The sequence below is a fragment of the Nocardia sp. NPDC049190 genome (genome assembly GCF_040648115.1).
Lineage (GTDB): Bacteria > Actinomycetota > Actinomycetes > Mycobacteriales > Mycobacteriaceae > Nocardia.
The window spans coordinates 70823-97130 of the sequence record NZ_JBEZDE010000029.1; the positions used below are offsets into that span (position 1 = coordinate 70823).

Genomic DNA, 26308 nt, shown 5'->3' on the forward strand with positions numbered 1-26308 from the left:
TCGTCGTCCGATGCGCGCTCGCGGGATTCGGCTGCGCTACGACCAACTGTCGTTGGAGTTGAGGGCGGTCAACAATATCCGGATGGCGGCCACCCGGCGCTCCTTGCCGGGGAGGTGATCGAGGGCGCATTCGGGATCGGCAGGCGGGCCGAGATGGGTGCAACCACGGGGACAATCGTCGATGGCGGCGGCGAGGTCGTCGAAGGCAGCGATGACATCGTCTGGGGTGATGTGGGCCAGGCCGAACGAGCGGACGCCCGGGGTGTCGATCACCCAGCCGCCGTCGGGGAGGGGGAGCGCCACCGACTGGGTGGACGTGTGTTTGCCCTTGCCGACGCCGGACACCGCGCCGACCGCCCGAGCCGCCTCCGGCACAAGGCGATTCACCAACGTCGACTTGCCGACACCGGAGTGTCCGATGAGGGCGGTGAGCCTGCCGTCGAGTAGTTCGAGGACCGGCCCCACCGGGTCGTCGACGCCGCCGTAGATGATGGTGAGATCCAGATCGTCGAAGGACGAAGCGAACTCGGAGTCGGCGGCCAAGTCGTGTTTGGTCAGGCACAGGATCGGCCGAAGCCCACCGGCATACGCCGCGACCATCGCACGCTCGACGAATCCGGTGCGCGGCGGCGGGTCGGCCAAGGCGACCACGATGAACAGCTGCTCGGCATTGCCGACCACGATCCGTTCGAACGGGTCGGTGTCATCGGCGGTGCGGCGCAACACCGTTTTCCGGTCGGCGACTCGCACGATGCGCGCGAGAGTGTCCGGTTTCCCGGACCGGTCGCCGACCACGTCGACCTGGTCGCCTACCACGATCGGGGTGCGTCCGAGTTCCCTGGCCCGCATCGCCACGATCCGCCGAGCCGGATCGCCGCCGAGCACACACCCCCAGCGCCCCCGATCGACCGAGACCACCATCGCGGCTTCGGCATCGTTGTGCCGCGGCCGGGTCTTGGTGCGCGGGCGTGAACTCCGACCGGGCCGGACCCGGACGTCGGATTCGTCGTAGCTGGCAGTCGCGCGTCCTGCCCGGCTCAGTGCGCCGCCCCCGCATCGGATGACGTGGGATCGAGCATCCGCTCCCACAGCGCGACAAAGTTCGGCAAGGTCTTCGCGGTGGTCCCGATGTCCTCGATCTCGACCCCGGGAACCCGAAGGCCGAGAATCGCGCCCGCCGTCGCCATCCGGTGATCGGCGTAGGAGTGCCAGGTGCCACGGTGCAGCTCGGCGGGCACGATCTCCAATCCGTCCTCGGTCTCGGTGACCATGCCGCCGAGGCGGTTGATCTCGGTGGACAGTGCGGCCAGCCGGTCCGTCTCATGCCCGCGCAGATGCCCGATACCACGCAACTGAGACGGGGAGTCGGCCAGCGCGGCCAGCGCGGCGACGGTCGGGGTCAATTCGCCCACGTCGTGCAGATCGATATCGATGCCCGCCAGACGATCGGGGCCGCGCACGGTCAGCAAACTGTCGGAGAACCGCGCCTCGGCGCCCATCCGCACCAGAATCTCGCGGATCACGTCCCCGGGCTGGGTGGTCAGGCGCGGCCAATGTGGAATGCTGACCACGCCGCCGGTGACCGCGGCCGCGGCGAGGAACGGGGTGGCGTTGGACAGGTCCGGCTCGACCTCCCAATCCACCGCTCGGATCGGTCCGTGCTGCACGATCCAGGTCTGCGCCTTGCGGCTGTCCACGGGCGCCTGCACCTGCACGTCCGCGCGGCGCAGCATCTCCACGGTCATCTCGATGTGCGGCATCGACGGCAGCGGCTTCCCGTCGTGATGCACGACCAGGCCCTCCTCGAAACGGGCGGCCGAAAGCAACAGACCCGAGACGAATTGCGACGACCCCGACGCATCGATCGTCACCGTGCCGCCGCGTAGCGCGCCGGTGCCGTGCACGGTGAACGGCAGCGCGTCGCCGTCGATGTTTGCGCCGAGGCTGCGCAACGCTTGCAGGATGGTGCGCAGCGGGCGGACCCTGGCCTGCTCGTCACCGTCGAATGCCACATCGCCCGACGCCAACGTCGCGACCGGCGGGAGGAAGCGCATCACTGTGCCCGCGAGGCCGCAATCGACCGTACCGCCGCCCAACACGGCCGGAGTGACGGTCACCGTGTCGCCGTCATCCTCGATACGTGCGCCCAGGGTACGCAACGCGGCGATCATGAGGTTCGTGTCCCGGCTACGCAGCGCACCGGAGATCGTCGACGGACCGTCGGCGAGAGTCGCCAGGATCAAGGCTCGGTTCGTGATCGATTTGGATCCGGGCAGGGTCACGGTCGCGTGCACAGGGACATCGACATGGGGCGCTGGCCAGAAAGTCACTCGTCCATCATCGCCCATCGGTTGTGGTGGTTCGGCAGCGGATGTGTTGTTTGGCAGCGGAGGTGTTTGTGGATGGGATCGACTGTTCGACAACGTCGCAGCAGTGGCGTCGCGGATGACATCGGGCGGCCGACTCGTGCTCGGCGGGTGGGCTCGGCGGGGGGATTCGGTGTACCACTCGGGGTCGGCAGCTGGGACGGGATTCGAGCGCTGTCGAGCATGCGAACTCGGTGTGCGACTAGTCGTTACTTGTGCCGTCCGTGCAGCAACGGCACCAGCTTACGCAGCAGCTTCATGGTGAAGGCGGTGCGCGAGTAGCTCAGCAGTGCCAGGCCGGGGATGGCGAAGCGCTGTCGGGCGATCGAGTGCGGGCGGACGAATTCCCGCAGGCCGTGCTCGCCGTGGATGCGGCCGATGCCGGAGTCTCCGACGCCGCCGAAGGGCAGACCGGGAATGGCGGCGAAGGCGAGTACCGAATTCACCGAGGTGGCGCCGGTGCGCAGCCTGCGCGCGATGGCCAGGCCGTTCTTCTTCGAGTACACCGCCGAGGACAGGCCGTACTTGGCGTTGTTGGCCAATTCGACGGCTTCGTCCGCGCTGTTCACGGTGCAGATGGTGACCGTGGGGCCGAACGTCTCCTCGCGCACCGCCTCGGCGTTCTCATCCACGTCCACGAGCACGACCGGCTCGATGAACGGAGCTTTGACCGACTCGGGTCCGCCGAGCACGGCGGTACCCCCGTTCCGCAGTGCGTCCGCGATGTGGCGGCGCACGACGTCGACCTGGCTCGGCATGGTCATCGGGCCGTAAGCGGCCTTGTCGTCGGAGCCGGGCCGGATGTCGCTGAGGATGCGGGTGACCTCGGCGACGAACTCCTCGCGTACCGAGCGATCGACGTACACACGCTCCACGCCCGCACAGGTCTGTCCGCTGTTGGCGGTGGCGCCCCAGGCGACCGCGTCGGCAGCGGCCTTGATGTCGGCATCGGCCGCGACGATCACCGCGTCCTTGCCGCCGCACTCCAGCAGGACAGGGGTGAGATTCTCCGCCGCGGCGGCCATGATCCGTTTCCCGGTGGCGGTGGAGCCGGTGAAGGCGATCTTGTCGACGTCCGAGTGCACCAGCGCCGCGCCGGTGGGGCCGTAACCGTTGATCGTGCCGAACACGCCCTCCGGCAACTCCGGGTTGGCCTCGGCGAACGCGTCGGCGAGGAAATTGCCGATGCCCGTGGCGAATTCGCTCGGCTTGAACACCACGGTGTTGCCCGCGGCCAGCGCGTAGGCGATCGAGCCGTTCGGCGTGTAGACGGGATAGTTCCACGGTCCGATCACGCCGATGACACCGAGCGGGCGTTGTTCGATGCGAGCGGCGAAGTTCGACATCAGCGCGCCGGGAAAGACGGTCTTGGTGGCCAGCGCCTTTTTGGCATTCTTGGCCGCCCAGGCGATGTGCTCGAGCGCGAGCGTCAGCTCCAGATAGGCGTCGTCGAGCGGCTTGCCGTTCTCGGCGTGGATCAGCGCGCAGAACGTCTCCGAGTTCTGCACCAGCTTGCTCGACCAGCGCAGCAGGTGTGCGCGCCGCGCGTCGAAACTCAGCGTGCCCCAGGTGGCCGCTGCCGCACGAGCCTTGGCGACCGCCGCGATCACCGCAGCGTCGTCGGCGACGACGTGCCTGCCGATCACCTCGCCGGTCGCCGGATCGACCGACGTGAGCGCCATGTCGTGGTCGGTCGGTGTGGTGTCGGTGAATGTCACGATGGTTCTCCTCTTGCCGTCTGTGGGCCGATTCCTGCGCACGCACCACGGACAGGCGCAGTCGACCACCCATCCCATGAGAGAATGTTATGCCAAAACTCTCAAACGGTCACCGGCTACGGACCAATTGTCCCCGAGATTGTCGGTAACGGGTGGGAGTATCGGGATATGTGCGGACGATATGCGACCACCACCGACCCAGGCCGGCTGGCGGTCGAGCTGGATGCGATCGACGAGACCGATACCACCGGTGACCAGGGCGCCTTCGCCAACTACAACGTCGCCCCCACCACCCAGATCCTTACCGTGGTCGAGCGGCACGAGCACGGACGCACCGACGACGAGCCGACATTGCGCATCCGACGCATGCGCTGGGGGCTCATCCCGGGCTGGACCAAGGCCGCCGAGCCGGGCGTCCCGGCGAAGGGCAAGCCGCTGTTCAACGCCCGCGCGGATAAGGCAGCCGGCGCCCCCTCGTTCCGTGACGCGGTGAAATACCGGCGCTGCCTGGTGCCGATGGACGGCTGGTACGAGTGGGTCGTCGAGCCGAACGCCGCGGGTGCGAAGGGCAAGGTCGCCAAACAGCCGTACTACATGGCGAACGCGGACGGTTCGCGGCTGTACATGGCGGGTCTGTGGTCGGTGTGGCGTGATCGTGCCCAGCCGGGGAGCGAACCGCTGCTGTCCTGCGCCATCCTGACCACCGATGCGATCGGCGATCTGACCCGCATCCATGACCGGATGCCGCTGCCCATGCCGCAACAGCGCTGGGACGACTGGTTGGATCCGGATCACCCGGCTCCGGCGAGCCTATTGGCGACTCCTGGTGCCGAGGCGGTCGCGGGTATCGTGCCGCGACCGGTGTCCATGCTGGTCAACAGCGTGCGCAACAACGGGCCGGAATTGCTTGCCCGGGTGACGGATCACGCCGAGGCCGGGCAGATCGGTCTGCTCTGATCCGCCCCGCCTCGGGCGCGGAACCGGGCAGCCGAACTGCCCGGTTCGAGATCAGCGACTCACAGTTTGCACTTCACGCTCGGGGTCGCGATGTTCAATCCGCACTTGATGATCCCGGTAATGAGGTCGATGACCTTGGTGGTGACATTCCCGCCGAGCTTCTCGGCCTTCTCGGAGCTGTCGTCCTTCTTCGACTTGCTCCCGCCGTTCTGGGCGCCATGGGTGCCCTCACCGGCGAAGGGGTAGTCGCTGACCTGCGTGAGCGACGGAGTGTTCGGTGTGGCGGCGGCCTGCGGGCCGAGCGATGTCACCGAACCGAGAACCACGACGACAGCTCCGAACAACGCGACGATCATGGTGCGCAAACGCTGCTGCGCGGACATTCGCATCACCTCTTCGAGTCGGATGAATCTGGCCAGTTCAGTAACGCATAGATCAAGCCCGATCGGGCCGAATCACACGGATGTGACCGGTGCTGTCACCGCGGCGGTGAGCCGGATCAGGTCGGCGGGCGCCAACTCGATCTCCAGTCCGCGCCGCCCCGCGCTGCACAGCACCCGGTCCCAGGACAACGCCGAGGCGTCGACCACGGTGGGCAGCGACTTCCGTTGACCGAGCGGGGAGATCCCGCCGAGGACATATCCGGTCGTCTTCTCCGCCCGCGTCTTGTCGGCCATAGTCGCCTTCGATGCCCCGAGCGCCGCGGCGGCGGACTTGAACGACAACGTATTCGGCACCGGGAGTACCGCCACCGCGAGCGAGCCGGTGGCCAGCTCGATGACGAGCGTCTTGAAGATCTGCTCGGCGGCAACCCCCAATTCGGCGGCCAGCGCGTCGACCGCCTCGGTGCCGTATGAGTCGGCACGCGGATCGTGCTTGTAGGCGTGCACGCGATGGGCAACCTTGGCCTGGGTCAGCGTGCGGATTGCCGGGGTCGAGGCGCCTGCCATGGCGGAAACCTTAGCGGTCCCAGCCCGGAGGTCGGCAACGGAATCCGCCGCACCGCCGTGGTCACGGGAACACCGCGCGGCCTGCGCATGTTGTAGCGGATACATCACGATCGGAGGGCGTCTCCACCGCCCCGTCGGGTGTGAACAAGCTTTATGAACGACGTGAAGGAGATGTCGGTGCCCGTTCTGCTCGACGAACGTCCGGTATCGATCGTGGCGTCACCGACCGAAGCCGGGTTCTCGCCCGATATGCCGTTGCCGGTAGATTTGGCAAGTACGGCGATCGAAGGGACAGGTGTGACGAGCGACGATGACGTGGTGACCGACGATGTCGCCGCGGTCGACGATGCCGAGCTGGCACAGCGGTTCGAGCGGGACGCGCTCCCGCTGCTGGACCAGCTCTACGGCGCCGCGCTGCGCATGACCAGGAACCCGGCCGACGCCGAAGACTTGGTGCAGGAGACCTACGTCAAGGCTTTCCAGGGATTCAAATCCTTCAAAGAGGGCACCAACCTCCGTGCCTGGCTGTATCGGATCCTGACCAACACCTACATCAACTCCTACCGCAAGAAGCAGCGTCAGCCCGCGCAATACCCCACCGACGAGATCACCGACTGGCAGCTGGCCGCGACCGCCGAGCACACCTCGCAAGGGCTGCGCTCAGCCGAGGTCGAGGCGTTGGACGCGCTGCCGGACGACGACATCAAGACCGCGTTGCAGGAACTGCCGGAGGAATTCCGGATGGCGGTGTATTACGCGGACGTCGAGGGCTTTCCGTATAAGGAAATCGCTGACATCATGGGCACCCCCATCGGTACGGTGATGTCCCGGCTGCACCGGGGTCGCAAGCAACTGAAGGGTTTGCTCGCCGATGTGGCGCGCGAGCGTGGATTCAACCGTTCGGGGGAACGCCAGGAGGTCAAGCAGTGAGCGAGCGGAGCGAGCGGACCACCCACGCAGCTACTCCGGTGGTGACGACGGAGCCCGGCACCGGCGAGGTGGCGTTGTGAGTACCGAGCGGGACCCCGACCTGGAGCTCGACTGCACTGCGGTACTCGCCGACGTGTGGTTGATGTTGGATGGCGAATGCGACGACAAGACTCGTGCTCGGCTGCGTCACCACATGGAACACTGCAGTCCCTGCATCGAGGCCTACGGCATCGAAGAGAAGATCAAGGGTTTGCTCAGCCGCAAGTGCGGCGGAGACCGTGCGCCGGATTCGCTACGCGAACGGCTGACCATCGAGATCCGGCGATCGATCAGGGTCATCGAGAGCACCGTGGACAGCCCGGAGTAGTCCGGCCGGAAAATGCCGAGCGGCACGCCTTCCCAGTGGGGAGGCGTGCCGCTTCGTGCTCTCGGCCGAGCGTTTCGCTCAGGCGTTGGGCCGCTTGCCGTGGTTGGCCGCATTGCCCTTCCGGCTACGCTTCTTACGTCCGCGCTTACCCATGAGTAGTCTCCCTTCTGGTTGAGGGCCAGTATTTCACGTGTGGTTGGCTGTAGTTTCAGCGGATGCAGGCCAACGAGTGAATGGGGTGCCATGGCTGAGGAAGTACTCGCCGAGCTGGTATCGGTCGTCTATCAGGTGGTTGTCGCGGAAGGCGACACGGTGCGAGAGGGCGACACCCTGGTGATCCTCGAGTCGATGAAAATGGAGATTCCGGTGCTCGCGGAGTCCGGCGGCACGGTCACCTCGGTCGGGGTCAAGGAAGGCGACGCGATCAAGGCCGGTCATGTGATCGCCGTCATTTCCTGATCGTTTGCGGCGGTAGACCTTCATGGCGACTCTGAGCGAGCTTCTGGCCGAGCACACCGATCTCCCCGGTGTCGCGGTAGATCATCTGCAGCGGGTGGTGGGTGATTGGCAATTGCTCGCCGATCTGTCCTTCGCGGATCTGCTGCTGTGGGTCGGCGCGGGTCCGGTGTCCGAGGGCGCCGACATCGTGTGCGTCGCCCAGTGTCGCCCCACCACAGCGCCGACCGTGCACCAGGAGGACCTGGTCGGCATGCTGGCCCTGCGCGACGACCATCCCCAGGTGATCGACGCGCTGCTGACCGGCAATATCGTGCGCGCGGACAGTGATGTGGAGGCCTCGGGCGTCTACCATCCGCGCCCGGTGCACGCGGTCCGGGAGGCCATCCCGGTGCGCTGTGGCGAGGACGTGATCGCAGTGCTCAGCCGCGACACCGATCTGCAACGCTCCCGGGTGCGCAGCTCACTGGAGATCGCTTACGTCGCCTGCTCCGATGACTTGTGCCAGATGATCGCCGACGGCACCTTCCCGACCACCGAGGACCGTGCCGCGACGCATTCCAGCCCGCGCGCCGGGGACGGTTTCATCCGGCTCGATACCGAGGGCATCGTGGTCTACGCCAGCCCGAACGCCCTGTCGGCCTACCATCGGATGGGGTTGCAGGCCGATCTGGCCGGGCAGGATCTCGCTGTCACCACCCGCTCGCTGATCACAGACCCGTTCGACGCGCAGGAGGTGGTCGGCGATATCCAAGCCGCGCTGGCGGGCCGGACCGGACGGCGCATGGAAGTGGAGGCCCGCGGCGCGACTGTGCTGCTGCGAACCCTCGTGCTGCGTCCGCACGGTGAACTGGCCGGGGCGGCAGTGCTGGTCCGCGATGTCACCGAGGTCAAGCGTCGCGACCGCGCGCTGCTCAGCAAGGACGCCACCATCCGTGAGATTCACCATCGGGTGAAGAACAATCTGCAGACCGTCGCGGCCTTGCTGCGCCTGCAGGCTCGCCGTACCGAAAACGAGGAAGCACAGGTCGCGCTCACCGAGTCGGTGCGCAGGGTCACCTCGATCGCGTCCGTGCACGAGATGTTGTCGATGTCGGTGGACGAAGAAGTCGATCTCGACGAGGTTGTCGACCGCTTGCTGCCGATCATGGCCGATGTCGCGACCGTGCACACCGCCCGCATCAAGGTGCGCCGCGCCGGCTCACTCGGGGTGTTCTCCGCCGAACGCGCGACCCCGCTGGTGATGGTGCTGACCGAACTGGTGCAGAACGCCATCGAGCACGCTTTCGATTCCGGTGAGAACGGCACCGTCACCATCCGTTCCGAACGCTCGGCCCGCTGGCTCGATGTGATCATCAGCGACGACGGCCGCGGCCTTCCCCCCGGCTTCAGTCTGGAATCCTCCGACCGCCTCGGCCTCCAAATCGTCCGCACCCTGGTCACAGCCGAACTGGGCGGTTCCATCGGTCTACACCCTGGCGCCGATATCGGCACCGACGCAGTCCTGCGCGTCCCCCTCGGCCGCCGCTCCGCCCGCTGACCCGCGCGGCCGCCGCTCCGCGCGCTGACCCGTGTGGTCGCGCCACGCGCGAGACCGGCTCACTCGACCCTGGCGATCGGACCGCCCATCCGATCTCCAGAGGACGAGGCCAGTGTCCGGACCGCCTACTCCAGCCCACGGCGTTCGTCCTGCCGAGTCCGGTCGGGTCGTTGCCTCGTCGCGAGATCACCCACGCCGAGATCGAAGCGGCGTCAGTCGGTTCGCGCAGGAGCCAACCGAACGACCACAACAACGCTCGCGCCGCTTCCCCTCTGGCAGCGGGCGTCTGGCCCGGGCCACCCTCTCTTCCTCTTCCGATTGTCACTGAACGAGAAACCTGTCGATCCGCGCGATCGCCGCACCGGACACGCTTCGGTCCCTCGAGCGACAGGCCGCCGGTATTCCGAACGTGATCACCCAGCCGTAGTGCGCTGACGCGCGACAACGGTGATCAGCATCGGCCACCCACGCGCTTGCCGAGAACCGTGTCCGACCAACCCATTCCGATTTGTCCTAATGTCCGTCCGGGTGGATCCCCTTGCCGCATATGCTGTCTGGGACACTGACGCGCGCGCTCACGCCAATCATCAGCGGTTGGCTTCCCGGTGCCGATGAACCGTCCGAATCCCGTGAGGGGCGCACGCGCATCGAACCGCGAGGGTGCCTGGACCGCCAAGTCACGGCTATCAGCAGGTGGTGAACACGCCGCGATGGGGACGGGTGGGCTCAGGCACGTCGCGCCGGCAGTCGAATGCTCAGCACCCCCGCCGACATCCATTCCTCCACCGCTGAGGGACAGTGTCCGATCACCACCTCTGAGATCACCCGCCTACCACTCCGAAAGTCATCTCCGACACGAAAATAGCGAATCCCCCTCACCCGCAACGGGACGCGCGGCGTCGCCGACCAGCTTCGCAGTCCCACAATCAAGACTCACACGCCACCGAACGACTTGGCAAACAACAACTTCCGAGCGAAGCGAGACCGAGCATGCCGCGAACACGCAGCGCCGCAGGCGCTGCCGAATAAACAGAAAGCCCGGCACCTCGTGGGTGCCGGGCTGAAATGCGTTACCGGGCCGCGGTGAATGGTCCGGTAAGGCTGATCGTCTCGCTAGACGACGGTGCGGGTGCGGGTGCGCGCGTTGCGGCGCTTGAGCGCCCGGCGCTCGTCCTCGCTCATACCACCCCACACACCGGCATCCTGTCCGGACTTCAGGGCCCAGGACAGGCAGTCGGCGGTTACGGGGCAGCGAGCGCAGACCAGCTTGGCATCGGCAATCTGCGCGAGCGCCGGACCACTGTTCCCCACCGGGAAGAACAGCTCGGGGTCCTCATCGCGACAGATGGCCTTGTGGCGCCAGTCCATTCCTCTGCTCCTTTGCTGGGCGCCGCAGACGGCGCCGATGGTTTGTGGATCGTTCACTTGTGCGACTCGAATGTTTCCGCACGGTTGCTTGTGAATGCTTTCACGAACACCGTAGATGTCAATAGCCACGCGGTGCACCGTGGGGAAGCTCACGCTCTCTAGCTCCTATGGGGAGCCAACCCGGTCCTTTGTACTCGCTCTACTCGGTTTTTGCAGCACAACCACGATGTTTTTTTGTGATCTTTCGCGGTCAGTTCGGCTGCGGTGCGATGACACTCAGGATGTCGGGCATCGAGGTGAAATCCACCACGTTGCGCTTCCCGATGAAGTCGCCATCGATTTGCAGGCCGATGGGCTCTTTGCTCTCGATGCGTACGGCGGGTACGTCGTCTTCGCGAAATAAACTGCGGGATTTGGGATTTCCGTCGACGGCGAGAAGTTGACGCGCGAGTAGGAGGGTGGGGATCACTGCCATCGAGCGCACGGCGAACACGCCGAGTCCGGTCTCGAATCGGGTGTCCGGGTTGGTGTGTACCGGCGTGGCGTTCAGGTAGGTCCATGGTGTCGTGTTCGTTACGAAGGCGTAATGAACGCCCTCCACGGCGGCACGGCCCGGAGTCTCGATCCGAACGGTCGGTTCGTTACGCCTGGCTCGGAAGAACTGTCGCACAGTTGTTCGAATATAGCGCGCCGGGGTGGCGGCGTGGCCACCGGCGCGACTGGCGTCGATGGCCTCGCAGACGTCGGCATCCAGGCCGACGCCCGCGCTGAAGCAGAACCAGCGGTCGTCGGCCATGCCGAGGCCGATGCGGCGGTCCTTGTCCAGCGTGAGCAGGTCGATGAGCTGGTTGGTCGCGGTGACCGGGTCGGGTGAGATGCCCAGTGCCCTGGCGAAGACGTTCGCCGAGCCGCCGGGGATGACGCCGAGGCGGGGCAGCCAGGCCTGGCCGTCGTCGAGTTCGGGCAGCGGCAGGAAACCGTTGATGGTCTCGTTGACCGTCCCGTCGCCGCCGTGCACGACGATCAGATCCATTTGGTTGGTCGATGCCCATTGCGCCAGTTCGGCGGCGTGGCCGCGATGCTGGGTGTGCGCAACGGTCAGCTGGGTGCGGCTCTCCAGTGCGTGCGCCAACAGGTCCCGGGTCGCCGGTGTAGTAGAGGTGGCGTTCGGGTTCACGATCAGCAACGTCCGCACGTTCGCAGCCTAGTTGGCTTCGACCGTGCGCCGGAAACGGCGAAGGCGACCACCGGTCGATCGCGTTCGCCTGCCGACGCCACGGCGGTGAACCGCTCGTTCGAGTCGTACGCTTGCCGCGTGAGCGAGCGTCAGCGAGTGTATCGAGGGTACGGCGCGCGATCGCGCGCGACGGGGCCGAGCCCGAGTGGTGCGCAGTCGTGAGCGACCGGGGTACGAATTCGGTGAGTGTGCCGGCGACGGTGCGTGCGGCCGGTGCTCTGGTGACGCTCGAGGGTGTGGTCGCCGCGGTCGTGGTGGTCGTACTGATCGCGCGTGGGTTGGCCGGACACGACCAGAGTGCGGCGAGCGGGTACGGCACGGCCGCCTGGTTCGGCATTCTGGGCGGTGCGGTATTGGCCGCGGGCGTCGGATTGCTGCTCGGGAAGCGCTGGGGTCGCGCGATCGCGGTCATCGCCCAGTTGCTCCTGCTTCCGGTCACCTGGTCGTTGCTGACCGATTCGCATCAGCCGGTCTACGGCGCGCTGCTCGGCACGGTCGCGGTTGTCGCGCTGGTTCTGCTGTTCGCGCCGCCGTCGACCCGCTGGCTGGCACAGGATTACGGGGCCGAACCGGAGTAGTCCGGCCCGAAGCGAGGGGACTACCGCGTCGATCTCGGTGCGTGCAACGCCGCACGGCAGAGGTGGTCGGCGTGCCGGGTGGTCTCGGGCAGCCGGAAGTGGGGGGGTGATGGCCAGCACCTGCGCGCAGGCGGTGTCCAGGTCGATGCGGTGTCCGACGGAGACGAAGACCGGTTTCACCGCGGTCCTTGTGCGCAATGCACGTCCGACGACCTCGCCGTCGATGATGATGTCGGTGCTGGCGCCACGTTCTCGGCCGGGCTGGGCGTAGTCGCCCCATGCGGTCTTCGCGACGCCGATCGTCGGCACACCGGTGAGCAGTCCGATGTGGCAGGCCAGCCCGAAACGGCGCGGGTGCGCGAGCCCTTGCCCATCGCAGACCAACAGGTCCGGTGCGGTGTCGAGTTCCGCGAGGGCGGCGAGGGTGGTCGGGATCTCGCGGAAGGCGAGCAGGCCGGGAACGTACGGGAAGGTGGTGACGCCGTGCGCGACCGCGGAGGCAACAGGTTTCAGCGCGGTGGCATCCAGCACGACGACCGCCGCGGTGACCGCCCCGGTGCTGTCATAGGCGGAGTCGACCCCTGCCACCGTGCGAAACCGTGCGCCGGGTGCGGTGACCGGATCGACCCGCGGTCGCAAGTCGTCTTGGATCGCCATGGCCGCCGCGGCGGTCGTCGGCCAAGGATGGTGATCGACCTGCGCGAGCCACGACATCGCTCGAGCCGTTACCGGGACTCGGCGGCCAGCGCGCCGAGGGCGGCGCCGGCGAGCCGGTAGCCGACCCACTCGTCCTGAGCTACCGCACCGATCGATTCGTAGAAGTCGATCGAGGGCGTGTTCCAGGTCAGCACCGACCAGGCGACCCGGCTGTAGCTGTTGTCGACAGCTTCCCTCGCCAGCGCCGCCAGCAGCGCCTTGCCGTAGCCTTTGCCGCGGGTCTCCGGCTTGACGTAAAGGTCCTCCAGGTAGATGCCGTGCACGCCATCCCAGGTGGAGAAGTTGAGGAACCAGATGGCGCAGCCGACCAGATCCGTTCCTTCGGCGACAACGTGCGCGAAGACCTTCGGTTGCGGCCCGAACAGTGCGGCGTTCAGTTGCTCGGTGGTCACCGTGCATTCGTGCCGGGCCTTCTCGTATTCGGCCAGGTCGTAGATGAGAGCCACCAGCGCAGGCACGTCGGAGGGGACGGCACGGCGCAGCACGGCGTCGCCCGAGCCGATGGCGGCCGGGTCGGTGGCGGTGGGGCCGGATCGGGTCACAGTGTCGCTCCGTCGGGTACCAGGTTGTGTTCATGGATGGTTCGCACGTCGTGTTCGTAGCCGAGCACGGTCAGCGCGCCGGTCGACATCGCGAAGCGGCGGCCATCCCGCACGCCGAATTCGGCCCACCGGGCGATCAACGCCCGCGAGAAGTGGCCGTGCCCGACCAGCACGATATCGCGCTCCGGCAGGACGGGCCGCACCGAGGCGAGCACCCGGTCGGCCCGGGCACACACCGCGTCGGCGGTCTCACCACCCGGGACGTCGCCTGTCCAGATCGTCCAGCCGGGCGCGGACTCGCGGATCTGCGGGGTGGTCAATCCTTCGTAGGCGCCGTAGTCCCATTCGACCAGGTCGTCATCGATCGTGGTGTCGGTGAGCCCGGCCAGCGCAGCAGTCTGCACCGCGCGATGCCGCGGGCTGGTGAAGGTCCGCGGGTTTCGCAGCCGCAGCGCGATCAGGAGGGAACCCACCGCCCTGGCCTGTCCCTCGCCGCGCTCGGTGAGCGGCAGATCGGTGCGGCTGGTGTGCCTGCCCTGCGTGGACCAGCTGGTCTCGCCGTGCCGGAGCAGTACAACGCGGGCGTCGTCGCGTGCGGACATGAATCCATCATGGGCTATCCGATGATCACGGTGTGTCGCGGCCGGAAGCGATCCGACGCACCGCTCATGCGGCGCCGGATCAGCCGAGGGCGACGAGTTCGGTACCGCGTTTTTCCAGCACAGTCGTGCCGACTACCGCCAGTGAGATGGGGGAGCCGTCGTACTGGGTGCGCGCCAAGGGGATTCGTGCCACTTCGGTGCCCGATGCGGGATCGAGAACGGTGATCGCGCCCGTCGTAGGCAGCAACAGCTTGCCCGCCATCAGTGTGGGCGCGCCGAGGGCGCCGCCCGCGGTCCACAGCGGGTCGAAGGTGCCACCGTTCAGGGCGATCACGCTGTTGCCGGTGAACACCAGGTAGGCCGAGCCGATCCGGGTCGTCGTGGTCTGCTCGCTCAGCGGCGCCGAAAGCTCGTGCGTCGCAATCGGATTTCCGTTCCCGTCGTATACGGCCAGCCGCGGGGGGAACTTGTCCGACCCCGCGGTGGCGGCGGGCAGAGACAGCACGATCCGGTTGTCGGATACCGCGACCACCCGTGCGACGGGGGCGTCGGTGCCGGGACCGGTCAAGACGTGCGAACCGAACTCTTCGGGCACGGTGTTGTCCTTGGGCGCAGGGTTGAGCACGGTCAGTCGGTCGGCCGGGTCGGCGGGGCAACGTTCGAGCACGGCGAGTCGGGACGGGCTGGAACCCGCCGACAGCAGCGTGCAGCCCTTGCGCGGTTGCGTCTTCACGTTCACAGGTGCGTCGACGAAGCCGTACTCCAGGGTGCGGACCAGATCCGAGCGCCACATTTCCAGCCGCTGGGGGCCCTGTGCGAGGACATATGTCCCATCGACCGACAGCCGCAGGTTCGGATCCATGTAACTGCTGCGCGCAGTCCGCCGGGCGCCGCTGTCACCGGCGAGCAGTGTCGCCTGGCTACAGCCGCGCTGGTCGCGATACACCGCGACCACCATGCCGAACTGGCCCTCGATCCCACACAGCGGCATATCGCGCCGGTACTTCCACAGTTGGTCGCCGGTATGCGGGTCGCGCCCGATCACGGTGCCGTCGTCACCGGTCACCACGACGCCCCCGGACACGAGCGCGCGGGCGCTCGCGTTGTCCGGCGCGCGCCACAGTTCGCGCAGCGCGCCGGGCAGCTGATCAGCCGCTGCCGGGGTCGGCACACTGCTCGGCGCGGTGACCGATTCGGTACCGCGAGCGTCGCCGCGCGCCCACACCACGAGCCCCGCGACCACCAGGAGAATCACGATGGCTACGGCGGCGGTGATGTCGGCGCGCGTCCGCCGCTCGGGTGCGAGCACGAAGGCGAGACTAGCGGATCCGGCCGATCACGCCGTCGCGGCCGTCGCGGGCTCGGAGTTGCTCTCCACAGTCTCCACAGCCACCTCGCCCTCGGCGGGCTTGCGGCGCCTGCGTCGACGACGCGCGGGACGGTCGGCCGCTTCGGCGTCACCTGCACCGCGGTCGTGCGCGGTGTCGGCCGCCGCGTCGGGCTGGGTGCCGTTGTCGGAGGTTTCGTTGTCGGAGGTTTCGTTGTCCGGCGCGTCACCAGTGGCCTTACGCCGTCTGCGCCTGCGGCGTGCGGGCTTGTCGGTCGCGTCGCCGTCCTCGGCCGTATCAGACACGGGCCGGGCTTCGTCGCCGGCTTCGTCGCCGATGTCGTTCGGTTCGACGCTGTCGATCGGCTGGCCGCCGCGAGTGCGCCTGCGGTTGCGCTTGCGCGGTGCCCGGGCGGAGCGCTCCACCACCACCGCGTCCGGGTCGCGTTCCGGCTTCGGCTTGCGGACCACGCCGGTCACGCCTTCCGGTATGCCGAGGTCCGCGTGCAGGTGCGGTGAGCGCGAATACGTCTCGACCGGATCGGGGATGCCGAGGCCGAGTGCGGTGTTGATCGAGGACCAGCGGTTCAGCTCGTCCCAGTCGATCAGGGTCACCGCGACACCGGTACGGCCGGCTCGGCCGGTGCGGCCGATCCGATGCACGTAGGTCTTCTCGTCCTCGGGGCACTGGTAGTTGATGACGTGCGTGACGTCGTCGATGTCGATGCCGCGGGCCGCGACATCGGTCGCGACCAGCACGTCGATCGTGCCCTTACGGAACTTGGTCAGCGCTTTCTCGCGGGCGATCTGCCCGAGGTCGCCGTGCACCGCGCCGACCGCGAAGCCGCGCTCGGCCAGGTCGTCGGCCACCTTCTGCGCGGTGCGCTTGGTGCGGGTGAAGATCATCGTGGCGCCCCGCCCCTCGGCCTGCAGCACACGGGCGATCAGCTCGCTCTTGTCCAGCGCGTGCGCACGGTAGACGAACTGCGCGGTGCGGTCGTGTACGGCGGAGTCGTGGGGCTCCTCGGCCCGGATGTGCGTCGGGCGGGTCAAGAAGGTGCGCGCCAGCGTGATGATCGGCCCGGGCATGGTCGCCGAGAACAGCATGGTCTGGCGCTTGCCCGGCACCATCCCGAGAATGCGTTCGATGTCGGGGAGGAAGCCGAGGTCGAGCATCTCGTCGGCCTCGTCGAGTACGAGCACGCCGATCTTGCCGAGAATCAGGTGTTGTTGATCGGCGAGGTCGAGTAGTCGGCCGGGGGTGCCGACCACCACGTCGACGCCCGAGCGCAGCGCCTGAATCTGTGCCTCGTACGGGCGGCCGCCATAGATCGAGGCGACGCTCAGCGGACCCTGGTGATTGGTCAGGTATTTACCTGCATTCTCCAGGTCCTGTGTGACCTGGATGCACAATTCGCGGGTCGGCACGATGACCAACGCTCGCGGCGTACCGTCCAGCGGTGTCGTACCGGATTCGGCTGTCGCGATCCGGTGCAGCAGCGGCACGCCGAATCCGAAGGTTTTTCCCATGCCGGTGCGGGCTTGACCGATGAGATCCTCACCGCCGAGCGCCAGCGGGAGGGTCAGTTCTTGAATGGCGAAAGTACGTTCGATACCGATCTCGCCGAGTGCGCGGACGATTTCGTCGCGAACTCCCAATTCTGCGAAAGTCGGAGCGGTATGCGTCGCGTCCAGTTCGGCCGTCAACAGGGTATCCGCCAGTCCCGGTTCCTGATCGACTGTGATCTTGCTCAGGTTCGTGCCTTCCTCGTAATCGCGTCACGCGCGCACGAAGTGGGGCGGACCGGCTGGTCCGCGACAACCACGACCCCGCCTGCGATACTCACCCGGCCACGCTCTGGATGTCGTGCCGGCCGCGAAAAACGGCGGCTACCTCGAAAGACATCGGCGCGGCGCACTGGTGACGCGGATCTGGTGCGCGCACATTTTCCTGTCCAACGAAAACCTCGCACCCGAAACCGGTCGGCGTTCGTGACGCGTTCCTACGATGTTCGTGGGCACGGCGTCCGGCAACTCTCTCGGGCGAGAATTTTCGTTGTCCGCAGAGATTGTAGCGTGATAATGTGCGCGGCTCGAATTGCCGACAGGGTGCGTTGCCGAATTTCCCGCGAGCCGACGCGTGCTTTCGTGGCGAACTGTGCCGACGTACACTGCGCCACATGGTAATTCATCCGGCGCGGCAAATCTGGACGACTCTCGAACCGGTCCATGATGTCGTGTATTTCGGGGCCGGCGTCAAGGAGGCGGGCGTCGGGATCGGGCTGCGTGGATACTGGCAAACCTACTTCGCCTTCCGCGCCGCGCCGCTCGGCGCGGTGACACCCGCCACGGTGCAGGCAACCTTCGCCGGATTTCATCCGGATATGGTGCGCAAAGCGCTGCCGGAGGCGTGGGAACGAGCGACCCCGCGGCGCTGCCTGGACGCCAGGCTCGCGCTCGCCACCGGACTGCTGCGCGGCCTCGGCGCCGAGGTGGCGGAGTGTGCTCGCGCGGTCGAACTGCTCGCGCCGGTGCAGAGCGCCGCCGACTCGACCGGTCGCGCGTTGTTCGCCGCGAACGCGGCGCTGCCCTTGCCCGCCGATCCGGTAGGCGCGCTGTGGCAATTGGCCACCGCGTTGCGCGAGCATCGTGGTGACGGCCATGTCGCGGCCCTGGTCACGCACGGCCTGACCGGGCGGCAGGCGTTGGTTTTGCAGGTGGCGGTCGGGAAAGCGTCGGAGTCGGTGCTGCGGCCTGCGCGCGGAGTGTCGGAAACGGAGTGGTCGGAAACGGTGGACGAGCTACGGGCCGGCGGATTGATCGAGGGCGGGCCGCTTACTCCCGTGCTCACCAGCAGCGGCGCCGAATTGTTGGCGCGGGTGGAGGCCGACACCGACGAGGTTGCGTGGACCGGCGCGCTCGCCGTACTGTCCGCGGACGCGGTCGCCGAGTTGACGACTTCGCTCGCGCCGCTGGTGCGGAGTGTGCGCGAGGATATGGTTGCGCCGGTGCGGCGGCTTGCTTCGGGGACGCGCTGAGCGTCCATGGGACTTGCCTGTTACCGCCGGTACCGGCATGTGCGACATTCTTCGGTGTGACCCTCGCGGAAACTGTCGCCACCGCCGCCCGCAATGCCTGGGCACTGACCTTCGGCTCCGGCATCGAGGCGCCGGACCGCACCGCGTCGACCGTGCTGTGGGACCGGCCGCACCGTCGACTACATCGGTTCGAGGACAGCGACGGTATCGTGCCGGCCGACGGTCCGGCCGTGCTGCTGGTTCCACCTCTGGCCGCACCCGCCACCTGCTTCGACCTGCGGCCCGACCAGAGCCTGGCCCGATTCCTGCTGGCCACCGGTCGCCACCCGTATGTCATCGACTACGGCGAGATCGCCTTCGACGACCGACGCATGGGTTTCGAAGACTGGGTCGACGACATCCTGCCCCGAGGCGGTGCTGCGAGTCAGTGCCGACCGTGCCGGGCGTCGCGTCGATCTGGTGGGGTGGTCGATCGGCGGCACACTTGCCTTGCTGGCCGCGGCGGCGCATGCCGAACTGCCGATTCGGTCCATCACCGCCGTCGGCTCGCCGCCGGACTACGACGAGATGACCGGCATTCCACAGCTGCGTAAGGTCGCGAAACTCACCGGGGGACTGGTCACTTCGACGGTCATCCGCGTGGCCGGAGGTGTGCCTGCGCCGCTCACCAGGATCGGTTACAAGATCACCGCGCTGGACCGTGAACTCACCCGCCCATGGTTCGTCGCGAGCAATATCACCCGCACCGAGACGCTCGCCAGGATGGAGGCGATCGACCGATTCATGGCCGAAATGCCCGGCTATCCCGGCCGTTTCTACGGTCAACTGTGGGGCAGGCTGATCCTGAACAACGACATCGGCCGCGGCGTCGTCCGGCTCGGCGCACGCCGGATCGAGTTGGCGAAGGTCACCGCGCCCGTCCTGCTGGTCGGCGGACCCGCCGACGTGATCACTCCAGCCGCCGCCGTGCGGGCGGGTACCCGGACGCTCGAGGGTTCGGCCATGGTTCGCTACGAAACGGCGCCGGGCGGGCACCTCGGCATCCTGGCCGGACCTGCGGCACGGGACACGACATGGAGTTACCTGGACAAATTCTTGGCCGAGACGGCGTGATCGGCGCGGAGTACTACGCTGGGGCGCATGGGAGCACAGTCACCTGCCGCGTTAGGTGTTTCGTCGACCGACCCAGCAAACCTCTCCATCCCCGCCAGCCACCCCGGCGTCACCGACCTGTTCGCGGTGCTCGCCTACGGTGAGATCTCCGCGTTCTATCGGCTGGCCGAGGAGGCCAAGCTGTCACCGACGCTGCGAGGCAAGGTGGCCGTGGCCACGATGGCCGCCGCCGAGATGGAGCACTTCAAGGCGCTCGAGTCCGCGCTCGCCGAGCGTGGCGCCGACATCTTCGAGGCCATGGCGCCATTTGTGCGGGCGCTGGACGCGTTTCACGCTTCGACCGATCCCTCGACGTGGCTCGAGTCGATGGTGAAGTTCTATGTGGGTGACGGCATCGCCGCCGACTTCTACACCGAGATCGCCGGGGTGCTCACACCTGAGGTCGCCGCGGTGGTCCGTGATGTGCTCGCCGAGACCAACCATTCGGAGTTCGTGGTGGAAGAGGTGCGTCGTGCCGTCACGACCAGCCGCGCCGAGCGCGATCGGCTCACCCTGTGGGGCAGGCGCCTGCTCGGCGAGGCGATCACCCAGGCCCAATACGTGATGGCACAGCGCGACGAACTCACCGATCTGGTCCTCACCGCCACCGGCGATCTCAACGGCATCGCCGCGCTCTTCGAGCGTATGCAGAACAGCTACGCCGAACGCATGGCGGTGCTCGGCATCTGATACCTGGTGCGGGCGCGCGCCGTCCTGCGGCTCTTGACGTTTCGCGGCGGCACCTCGCGCAGTGGTCGGTGCTAGGTGCTACTCGTTCACCGCGCGGTTGGGCACCAAACGCAGGCCTGGCGAGTGGATGCCGGCGCGGTCGGCGAGCCAGACGATGAGGCTTTGATCACGATCGGCCTCCAGAGTCTCGAAAGGTACATCGATCGGCCCGTGGATGGGATGGTCGAGACGCAGGACGCCGGAGACGGCGGCGCCGACCTGCTGTGGCTTCCACCGCTGCGCGAAGTCCGGGTGGTGGTGCAGCGTCTCGATGGTCTCCAACAGCGAATTATCGCCTGGCCAGCGCAGTTTGGCACGGCGTAGCGCGGCGGAGAAGATGTCGGCGGCCTCGTCCCAGTTCCGCAGGACGCGCCGTGCGGCCGGATGCGTGAAGGTGTACTCGGCCAGGTTGGGTTGTTCGTCGTGATCCAACAGGCCGAGCGGGGCGACCAGGTCGGCCCATGCCTGATTCCAGCCGAGCACGTTCAGTCGACGGCCGACCACGAACGCGGGAGTCGGATGCAGCGCGTGCAGAATGGTCTCGATCGTCTCGGCGATTCGTTCCTCGGCGGATTCGCTGCCCGGGCAGCGGGATTCGTTACCGGAGGCCAACGCGAGCAGGCTGAAGTGATGGCGGCCCTCGCCATGCAACAGCAGCGCGTCGGCCAAGGCTTCGATGACCGCGCCAGACGGGTTGGTGTCGCGGCCCTGCTCCAGCCGGGCCAGGTAGTCGGCGCTGACGCCCGCGCGGACGGCGACTTCCTCGCGGCGCAGGCCGGGCGTCCTGCGCCGCCCGCCCCCAGGCATCCCGATATCCGACGGCCGCAGCTCGGCGCGCCGTGCGATGAGGAATTCCGCGAATCCGTTACGAGCCATGTCACCCATCGTGCCCTGTCCCGGGACTGTTAGCCGCGCCCTGCGAGGTCCAGGATAACCGCGGTCTGGTTAACGGACCGCGGTCCGGTCATTGTCGGCAGCATGACAACTTCGGAATCCACTACTGCCGGCCAGCTGCTGAAGACCGGTTCATGGGCGCTGGACGCCTCGCACTCTTCGGTCGCCTTCACCGTTCGTCACCTCGGCATCTCCAAGGTGCGCGGCGGATTCACCCGGTTCGAGACCGACTTCGTGGTCGACGAGTCCGGTGCCGTCTCGCTCGGCGCGACCATCCACCTCGACTCGTTCGACACCGGGAATCCGGATCGGGACGCGCACGTCCGCGCCGCCGACTTCCTCGACGTCGCCAACCGCCCCACGCTCACTTTCCGGGCGACCCACCCCGTGGTCGTCGCCGAGACCTTCGAAGTTCGGGGCGAGGCCACACTCGGTGCGGTAACCAAGCCGGTCACCCTGGACGTCGAGTGGGGTGGCCTCCAGGAGTTCGGCCCGTCCGGCGACCGGCACGCGGGCTTTTCGGCCACCGGCACCATCAAGCGGACCGATTTCGGCGTCGGCGGCCTGCTGCCCGGCATGCTCAGCGACGCGGTGAAGATCGAGCTCGAGATCCAGCTCGTCGAGCCGAAGTAGGGTCTGCGGACCGACTGCCGGGACGGTGTTCGCGAAAGGCGAACACCGTCCGGCCCGGTCCGACGACATGATCTTCGGACACCGACGTCACGACTGATTCCGCAGGTACAGGGGTAACTCGTCGGGTCCGCCCGGAACGCGAGGCAGGACCCGAACGCACATCCCGCGTCACCTGACCGGCACAGCCTGAATACTCGCAGCGGCGGACTGGCACTAGCCTTGGTTCGACAGCACAGGACTCTTAGGTTCGGAGGTTGGCCGTGGAGGTCAAGATCGGTATTTCGGATAGCCCGCGTGAACTGGTGATCAACAGCGCGCAGACCCCGGACGAGGTCGAGGCGCTGGTGTCCGGTGCGTTGAGCGGTGACGGGGGCGTCGTGTCGCTCACCGATGAGAAGGGCCGGAAGTTCCTGATCCAGGCTTCGAAGGTCGCCTACGTCGAAATCGGCACCGCCACCGGCGGCCGCGTCGGATTCGCCGCGGTCTGAGCCCGGCCTTCGACCCCACACGCATCGAGCCCCTGTTTCCCGATCACTCGGGGACAGGGGCTCGTTCGTCGATGCGACGCTCAGGCGATCGGGTGCAGCGGCACGTGCTTGAGGCCGCCCCACGCCAGCTGAACAGTGGTGTCGACCGCCTCTTCCTTCGGGATCGGCCGATCGGCCTCCAGCCAGTAGCGTGCCGTGAACTGGCTCGCGCCGACCAGACCGACGGCCAGAATGCGCGCACGGTAGGGGTCCAGACCCGAGTCGTGTGCCACCAAGTCGAAGACCGCGTCCACACAGGACTCGGTGGCCTGCTCGACCCGGCGCTGCACCTGCGGCTCGCTGGTCAGATCGGACTCGAAGACCAGGCGGAACCCCTGCATCTCGTTGTCCACGAAATCGAAGTAGGCCTGCACCGCCGCGCGCACGCGCTGCTTGTTGTCGGTGGTCGACCGCAGCGCCTGCCGCACGCTGGACACCAGGATGTCCACGTAGTTCTGCAGCACCGCCAGGTACAACTCCAGCTTGCTGCTGAAGTGTTGATACAGCACCGGCTTGCTCACGCCAGCGCACTGCGAGATCTCGTCCATCCCCGCGGCGTGGTAACCGCGCTGCACGAAGACTTCGCTCGCCGCCGCGAGGAGCTGTTGACGTCTCTCATCGCGCGGAAGCCGGGTACCGCGTTTGGCGCGTGCCATGGCCTCGGACGACGATCTGCGGGACGTCATCCGGTCCACGAGGTCAGTCATTTCGGCTCTCCCAGTCGATTCCCCGGCAAAAGGGGTGTGCACCGGGTTATCCCATGAACGATACCCGTTAGTCGCCTGCCCGCAGATCGGGGCGGGGCAACTGGTGCCACCTCAGGACGATTGTCGCACCGAAGCAGGTCCACCTGTGCCCGTCGGTGGGGGCTTCCGCGCTGTGAGACGCTGGTCTTTGTGACCGACCGACCGGAGCGACCATCCGGCGGGAGGCGCACAGCGCGCCACCCGGCTGGCTCCGGCACGTCCGGTTCCGTAGGGTCGGACGCCGTGGCGAGAACCGGCCCAGACGCACTATCGGGCACAGCGGCTCGACCCGACACCGCGAAGCGGTGGGGAGTCGGTAGTCGATTATCCGGCCGCGGTGCGGCCGCCGAGAATCGGAAGCGCTCGACTCGCATCCCCGAACCGCCTGAGCAGCAGCCTGATTCGAAGCAGACACCCGCCGATGACGACGGCGTCGAGATCTACGATCCACTCGGCCGCTACCGCACCGGCACCGGATCGCACCAACCGCTGCGCGCCCACTGGGATCCCACCGCCCAGGCCGAGGGCCGGGTGCGGGCCCGCCCCGAACGGGACGCGAAGAAGCAAAGTGCCCTCGGCAGATTCGTTTCCACCTACGGCTGGCGGGCGTACGCGCTCCCGGTGCTCTTCGTGATCACCGTGCTGGTGGTCGTGGACGCGGTCAGCGGCACCGACAGCACGGTCGTCGCGGGTGGCTCTCCCGGACTCGGACGACTGAGCCCGCGCGCCGCGACCGCGGGCATCATCGGCGCCCCGCCAGGGGACGGTCATTTTCCCACCGATCTGCCGACCGGGGCGCTGCCCGAGGGAGGCGCGTTCGCCGAGACCGGGGCCGACACCTGGCGCGTGGTGCCGGGCAGCACCGACCAGGTCGGCGCCGGGGCGGATGCGGTCTTCCGCTACACCGTGGAGATCGAGAACGGCATGGACACCTCCGGTTTCGGTGGGGACGAGTCGTTCGCCACAATGGTCGACTCCACCCTCGCCAACCCGAAGAGCTGGGCGCACGATCCCAAGTTCGGGTTCCGGCGGGTCGACCACGGCGCCGCCGATTTCCGTGTCTCGCTCACCTCCCGCGAATCCAGCCGCAGAGAATGCGGCTTCGACATTCCGATCGACACCTCCTGTTACAACGCCAACAGCCGCAGAGTCGTGCTCTCCGAGGTCCGCTGGGTGCGGGGCGCGCTGGCCTTCGACGGAGACATCGGGTCGTATCGGCAATATCAGATCAACCACGAGGTGGGCCACGCTATCGGCTACCACCAGCATCAGCCCTGCGAGACCGACGACGGACTCGCGCCGGTGATGATGCAGCAGACCTTCGGCACCTCGAACGACGACATAGCCGTTCTCGACCCACACGGCGTCGTCCCGATGGACGGCAAGCGCTGTCGCTTCAATCCCTGGCCCTACCCGCGTGGTTAGGGCCGGACCCGGTGCGCGACGATAGAGCGCGGGAAGAACGGTTCGGTCGTCGGTGTTGCACTGAGCAGTAGCCAGTAAGGGGCCGACTGCGCTGCGATCGGCCTACGTGATTCGAGGAGTCCTGGACGTGTCATCACCGAAGTCCCTGCCGCCACTTGTCGCGCCGGCCGCGGAGCTGTCCAGGGACGAGGTCGCCCGCTACAGCCGGCACCTCATCATCCCGGATCTCGGCGTCGACGGGCAGAAGCGCCTGAAGAACGCCAAGGTGCTGGTGATCGGCGCGGGCGGACTGGGCTCGCCTGCCCTGCTGTACCTGGCCGCCGCGGGTGTCGGGACCCTCGGCATCGTCGAGTTCGACGAGGTCGACGCCTCCAATCTGCAGCGCCAGATCATCCACGGCGAATCCGACATCGGCCGCCCGAAGGCCGACAGCGCGCGCGACTCGATCCTGGAGATCAATTCCGGTATCGACGTGCGACTGCACAAGATCCGGCTGGAGCCGGACGATGCGGTCGAGCTGTTTCGCGAGTACGACCTCATCGTCGACGGCACCGACAACTTCGCGACCCGCTACCTGGTCAACGACGCCGCGGTGCTCGCGGGCAAGCCCTACGTGTGGGGCTCGATCTATCGCTTCGAAGGCCAGGTCTCGGTGTTCTGGGAGGACGCGCCGGACGGCCGCGGCATCAACTATCGCGATCTGTACCCGGAGGCCCCGCCGCCCGGCATGGTGCCGTCGTGCGCCGAGGGCGGCGTGCTCGGCGTGCTGTGCGCATCGATCGGGTCGGTCATGGTGACCGAAGCGATCAAACTGATCACCGGCATCGGCGAGCCACTGCTCGGCAGGCTCATGGTGTACGACGCACTGGACATGAACTACCGGACGATCAAGTTGCGCCGCGATCCGGAGCGTCAGCCGATCACGGAACTGATCGACTACGAGGCATTCTGCGGCGTGGTGTCCGAGGAAGGCCAGGAGGCGGCCGCCGGCGCAACGATCACCGCCCGCGAACTCAAGGAACTGATCGACGCGGGCAAACAGATCGAGCTGATCGACGTGCGCGAACCGGTCGAGTGGGACATCGTGCACATCGAGGGCGCCAAGCTGATCCCGAAGGACCGCATCCTGTCCGGTGAAGCTCTGTCCGAGCTGCCGCAGAACCGCCCCATCGTGCTGCACTGCAAGACCGGTATCCGCTCCGCGGAGGCCCTCGCCGCACTCAAACGCGCGGGCTTCGCCGACGCCACGCATCTGCAAGGTGGCGTGATCGCGTGGGCCAACCAGGTGGATACGTCACTGCCGGTGTACTAGCTGGGTTTGTTTGGCAGCGCCTGCGGCGCCGCGAACGGGCAATGCTAGGTCTCGCTTCCTCGGATGGGGTGAGCCGATGTGGTCGCTTGGGGAGGCGAGCGCACGGACGCGACGCACTGGTGCTCGGGGTAGTGGTCGAGCGGGCCGCGGCGGTGCCGGTCTGTAGCGCTGGCGCACTGCGTGTTCGTGTCGTCGTG

25 protein-coding genes and 2 pseudogenes are annotated in these 26308 nt (G+C 67.3%); 13 read left to right on the top strand and 14 right to left on the bottom strand.

Annotated features, from left to right (window positions below):
* Window positions 1–36 precede the first annotated feature (36 nt).
* The 3 genes from rsgA to AB0B25_RS23405 form a co-directional block, all read right to left on the bottom strand.
* Complete coding sequence (rsgA, locus tag AB0B25_RS23395) at window positions 37–1041, bottom strand: ribosome small subunit-dependent GTPase A (protein ID WP_357183195.1); 1005 nt, start codon at window positions 1039–1041, stop codon at window positions 37–39.
* The gene (aroA, locus tag AB0B25_RS23400; protein ID WP_357183141.1) at window positions 1038–2348 is read right to left on the bottom strand and encodes a 3-phosphoshikimate 1-carboxyvinyltransferase; all 1311 of its coding nucleotides are present in this window, start codon (window positions 2346–2348) and stop codon (window positions 1038–1040) included. Before aroA ends, rsgA begins: the two co-directional genes overlap by 4 nt.
* A gap of 227 nt (window positions 2349–2575) precedes the next feature.
* Window positions 2576–4048, bottom strand: a complete 1473-nt coding sequence (locus tag AB0B25_RS23405; protein WP_357183197.1) for an aldehyde dehydrogenase family protein — start codon at window positions 4046–4048, stop codon at window positions 2576–2578.
* 204 nt (window positions 4049–4252) lie between these two features.
* Between AB0B25_RS23405 and AB0B25_RS23410 the strand changes: the two genes are divergently transcribed.
* A complete protein-coding gene (locus tag AB0B25_RS23410) occupies window positions 4253–5041 on the top strand; it encodes an SOS response-associated peptidase (protein ID WP_357183144.1) in 789 nt (262 codons plus the stop codon).
* A 59-nt stretch (window positions 5042–5100) separates the two neighbouring features.
* On the opposite strand, the gene AB0B25_RS23415 is transcribed toward AB0B25_RS23410, so the two are convergent.
* Window positions 5101–5424, bottom strand: a complete 324-nt coding sequence (locus tag AB0B25_RS23415) for a hypothetical protein (protein ID WP_357183146.1) — start codon at window positions 5422–5424, stop codon at window positions 5101–5103.
* A 72-nt stretch (window positions 5425–5496) separates the two neighbouring features.
* Window positions 5497–5991, bottom strand: coding sequence for a Cys-tRNA(Pro) deacylase (gene ybaK / locus AB0B25_RS23420; RefSeq protein ID WP_357183149.1), 495 nt, complete (start codon window positions 5989–5991; stop codon window positions 5497–5499).
* Window positions 5992–6288: 297 nt separating this feature from the next.
* Between ybaK and AB0B25_RS23425 the strand changes: the two genes are divergently transcribed.
* The 4 genes from AB0B25_RS23425 (at window position 6289) to AB0B25_RS23440 (ending at window position 9284) form a co-directional block, all read left to right on the top strand.
* Window positions 6289–6921: a sigma-70 family RNA polymerase sigma factor gene (locus tag AB0B25_RS23425; RefSeq protein ID WP_357183200.1), complete on the top strand. Its 633-nt coding sequence runs from the start codon at window positions 6289–6291 to the stop codon at window positions 6919–6921.
* A gap of 76 nt (window positions 6922–6997) precedes the next feature.
* Window positions 6998–7288, top strand: coding sequence for a mycothiol system anti-sigma-R factor (gene rsrA, locus AB0B25_RS23430; RefSeq protein WP_357183151.1), 291 nt, complete (start codon window positions 6998–7000; stop codon window positions 7286–7288).
* A gap of 243 nt (window positions 7289–7531) precedes the next feature.
* Window positions 7532–7747: a biotin/lipoyl-binding carrier protein gene (locus AB0B25_RS23435; RefSeq protein WP_357183154.1), complete on the top strand. Its 216-nt coding sequence runs from the start codon at window positions 7532–7534 to the stop codon at window positions 7745–7747.
* Window positions 7748–7769: 22 nt separating this feature from the next.
* A complete protein-coding gene (locus AB0B25_RS23440; protein ID WP_357065891.1) occupies window positions 7770–9284 on the top strand; it encodes a histidine kinase N-terminal domain-containing protein in 1515 nt (504 codons plus the stop codon).
* A 1113-nt stretch (window positions 9285–10397) separates the two neighbouring features.
* Here AB0B25_RS23440 and AB0B25_RS23445 read toward each other — a convergent pair.
* Both AB0B25_RS23445 and AB0B25_RS23450 read right to left on the bottom strand, forming a co-directional pair.
* The gene (locus tag AB0B25_RS23445) at window positions 10398–10652 is read right to left on the bottom strand and encodes a WhiB family transcriptional regulator (RefSeq protein ID WP_011211115.1); all 255 of its coding nucleotides are present in this window, start codon (window positions 10650–10652) and stop codon (window positions 10398–10400) included.
* A 250-nt stretch (window positions 10653–10902) separates the two neighbouring features.
* A complete protein-coding gene (locus tag AB0B25_RS23450) occupies window positions 10903–11847 on the bottom strand; it encodes a diacylglycerol kinase family protein (protein ID WP_357183157.1) in 945 nt (314 codons plus the stop codon).
* A 230-nt stretch (window positions 11848–12077) separates the two neighbouring features.
* Here AB0B25_RS23450 and AB0B25_RS23455 point away from each other — a divergent pair, with 230 nt between their 5' ends.
* A complete protein-coding gene (locus AB0B25_RS23455) occupies window positions 12078–12467 on the top strand; it encodes a hypothetical protein (protein WP_357183202.1) in 390 nt (129 codons plus the stop codon).
* A 165-nt stretch (window positions 12468–12632) separates the two neighbouring features.
* Here the strand turns inward: AB0B25_RS23455 and AB0B25_RS23460 are convergent.
* The 5 genes and pseudogenes from AB0B25_RS23460 to AB0B25_RS23480 all read right to left on the bottom strand — a co-directional run.
* Window positions 12633–13181, bottom strand: a pseudogene (locus tag AB0B25_RS23460) (endonuclease V); the annotation flags it as partial.
* A gap of 11 nt (window positions 13182–13192) precedes the next feature.
* Window positions 13193–13669 carry a GNAT family N-acetyltransferase gene (locus tag AB0B25_RS23465; protein ID WP_357183204.1) on the bottom strand — a complete coding sequence of 159 codons (477 nt, stop codon included), beginning with the start codon at window positions 13667–13669 and terminating at the stop codon, window positions 13193–13195.
* A gap of 53 nt (window positions 13670–13722) precedes the next feature.
* Window positions 13723–14328, bottom strand: coding sequence for an acid phosphatase (locus tag AB0B25_RS23470; RefSeq protein WP_357183159.1), 606 nt, complete (start codon window positions 14326–14328; stop codon window positions 13723–13725).
* A 79-nt stretch (window positions 14329–14407) separates the two neighbouring features.
* A complete protein-coding gene (locus AB0B25_RS23475) occupies window positions 14408–15637 on the bottom strand; it encodes a PQQ-binding-like beta-propeller repeat protein (RefSeq protein ID WP_357183161.1) in 1230 nt (409 codons plus the stop codon).
* Between the two features lie 27 nt (window positions 15638–15664).
* On the bottom strand, window positions 15665–17350 hold the full coding sequence (locus AB0B25_RS23480) for a DEAD/DEAH box helicase (protein WP_357183206.1): 1686 nt from the start codon (window positions 17348–17350) through the stop codon (window positions 15665–15667).
* Between the two features lie 485 nt (window positions 17351–17835).
* Here AB0B25_RS23480 and AB0B25_RS23485 point away from each other — a divergent pair, with 485 nt between their 5' ends.
* The 3 genes and pseudogenes from AB0B25_RS23485 to AB0B25_RS23495 all read left to right on the top strand — a co-directional run bounded on the left by AB0B25_RS23485 (window position 17836) and on the right by AB0B25_RS23495 (window position 20535).
* Window positions 17836–18693 carry a hypothetical protein gene (locus AB0B25_RS23485; RefSeq protein ID WP_357183164.1) on the top strand — a complete coding sequence of 286 codons (858 nt, stop codon included), beginning with the start codon at window positions 17836–17838 and terminating at the stop codon, window positions 18691–18693.
* Between the two features lie 56 nt (window positions 18694–18749).
* A pseudogene (locus AB0B25_RS23490) lies at window positions 18750–19806 on the top strand (alpha/beta fold hydrolase).
* A gap of 27 nt (window positions 19807–19833) precedes the next feature.
* Window positions 19834–20535: a ferritin-like fold-containing protein gene (locus AB0B25_RS23495; protein ID WP_357183167.1), complete on the top strand. Its 702-nt coding sequence runs from the start codon at window positions 19834–19836 to the stop codon at window positions 20533–20535.
* Window positions 20536–20613: 78 nt separating this feature from the next.
* Here AB0B25_RS23495 and AB0B25_RS23500 read toward each other — a convergent pair whose 3' ends face one another.
* Complete coding sequence (locus tag AB0B25_RS23500) at window positions 20614–21450, bottom strand: helix-turn-helix transcriptional regulator (RefSeq protein ID WP_357183168.1); 837 nt, start codon at window positions 21448–21450, stop codon at window positions 20614–20616.
* Between the two features lie 102 nt (window positions 21451–21552).
* Between AB0B25_RS23500 and AB0B25_RS23505 the strand changes: the two genes are divergently transcribed.
* Together AB0B25_RS23505 and AB0B25_RS23510 are read left to right on the top strand one after the other, a co-directional pair.
* Window positions 21553–22101, top strand: a complete 549-nt coding sequence (locus AB0B25_RS23505; protein ID WP_357183171.1) for a YceI family protein — start codon at window positions 21553–21555, stop codon at window positions 22099–22101.
* 260 nt (window positions 22102–22361) lie between these two features.
* Window positions 22362–22589 carry a DUF3107 domain-containing protein gene (locus AB0B25_RS23510; protein WP_357183209.1) on the top strand — a complete coding sequence of 76 codons (228 nt, stop codon included), beginning with the start codon at window positions 22362–22364 and terminating at the stop codon, window positions 22587–22589.
* Window positions 22590–22669: 80 nt separating this feature from the next.
* Here AB0B25_RS23510 and AB0B25_RS23515 read toward each other — a convergent pair whose 3' ends face one another.
* Entirely contained in the window at window positions 22670–23335 is a 666-nt protein-coding gene (locus tag AB0B25_RS23515; RefSeq protein ID WP_357183174.1) for a TetR/AcrR family transcriptional regulator, read from the bottom strand.
* Window positions 23336–23812: 477 nt separating this feature from the next.
* Here AB0B25_RS23515 and AB0B25_RS23520 point away from each other — a divergent pair, with 477 nt between their 5' ends.
* A complete protein-coding gene (locus AB0B25_RS23520) occupies window positions 23813–24799 on the top strand; it encodes a DUF3152 domain-containing protein (protein WP_357183212.1) in 987 nt (328 codons plus the stop codon).
* A gap of 127 nt (window positions 24800–24926) precedes the next feature.
* Window positions 24927–26111: an adenylyltransferase/sulfurtransferase MoeZ gene (moeZ, locus tag AB0B25_RS23525; protein WP_357183176.1), complete on the top strand. Its 1185-nt coding sequence runs from the start codon at window positions 24927–24929 to the stop codon at window positions 26109–26111.
* Window positions 26112–26308: the final 197 nt, after the last annotated feature.